Origin of the sequence: Acinetobacter junii CIP 64.5, from assembly GCF_000368765.1 — a bacterium.
Classification (GTDB): domain Bacteria; phylum Pseudomonadota; class Gammaproteobacteria; order Pseudomonadales; family Moraxellaceae; genus Acinetobacter; species Acinetobacter junii.
Genome location: NZ_KB849655.1, coordinates 869,167 through 870,586, shown reverse-complemented (window position 1 = coordinate 870,586; position 1,420 = coordinate 869,167). Strand labels below are relative to the sequence as shown.

1 CRISPR repeat array is annotated in these 1,420 nt (G+C 44.9%).

What is annotated here, in order from left to right:
* Window positions 1-6: 6 nt before the first annotated feature.
* Window positions 7-1,414: direct repeats of the CRISPR family, unit length 28 nt; unit sequence GTTCATGGCGGCATACGCCATTTAGAAA.
* Window positions 1,415-1,420: the final 6 nt, after the last annotated feature.

Here is a 1,420-nt window from a genome sequence, read left to right as displayed (position 1 = left end):
CTTATGGTTCATGGCGGCATACGCCATTTAGAAATTTCAGTCCATAGTTAGGGTGGTTTTTACCACGTTCATGGCGGCATACGCCATTTAGAAAAATGGTGGTGCATGGCAGATGATTAAAGTAAGGTTCATGGCGGCATACGCCATTTAGAAAAAGGGGGTATCTGATTTAATTGTGATTGGAAAGTTCATGGCGGCATACGCCATTTAGAAATTTCCCGACAAAAGCCTGATCAATGTCAACTTGTTCATGGCGGCATACGCCATTTAGAAATTTCGCGTATCTAGCCTTAGCCTTATCAGATAGTTCATGGCGGCATACGCCATTTAGAAAGCCGTGAAAGGGCGACGCTCCAGAGTTCGATTGTTCATGGCGGCATACGCCATTTAGAAATATCACGTCGCTAGCGTGCGAGGACGAGGAGCGTTCATGGCGGCATACGCCATTTAGAAATTATTACTCTCACACAGCTAATGGCATGTGCTGTTCATGGCGGCATACGCCATTTAGAAAAATTGCAGTTCCAGTTGATAAATCCATTGGGAGTTCATGGCGGCATACGCCATTTAGAAAATCTGGGAGATCACGCCAATCGAAAGGCTTGTGTTCATGGCGGCATACGCCATTTAGAAATAAAATATGGTGTGCCAGTCGGTAGGCTTTCCGTTCATGGCGGCATACGCCATTTAGAAATCCCATTGTGATTGAGTGAGAGCATGGCTTTCGTTCATGGCGGCATACGCCATTTAGAAATAGTGTTACTGACGTAGACGATGCGAATGCCCGTTCATGGCGGCATACGCCATTTAGAAAAACACCAATAGAATCATAAACGATTAGCGCGTGTTCATGGCGGCATACGCCATTTAGAAAACTCAAAGAGAATTCTATTTATAGAGGCAAGTGTTCATGGCGGCATACGCCATTTAGAAATACCCAGTATTCAAGTACTGGCATGGCAGCTGGTTCATGGCGGCATACGCCATTTAGAAATAGACAAAACCTGATATTTGATCCAAAGCAAAGTTCATGGCGGCATACGCCATTTAGAAAGCCACAAAGAGCGAAACGCCCATGCAAGGTGAGTTCATGGCGGCATACGCCATTTAGAAAAATAAAAGAACGCGCTCCTGATGTTTTACCATGTTCATGGCGGCATACGCCATTTAGAAATGAAAAGATTGAAGTTGAAATCATGGTTAAAGGTTCATGGCGGCATACGCCATTTAGAAATTTGGCTGTTGATACGGGGCAAGGGGGTAGTAGTTCATGGCGGCATACGCCATTTAGAAATTTGGGTGAAGTTGCAGAAAATGGTGTGCTCCGTTCATGGCGGCATACGCCATTTAGAAAAGTCGCATTAGCATTTGTGGCCAATAACATTCGTTCATGGCGGCATACGCCATTTAGAAAGATCAA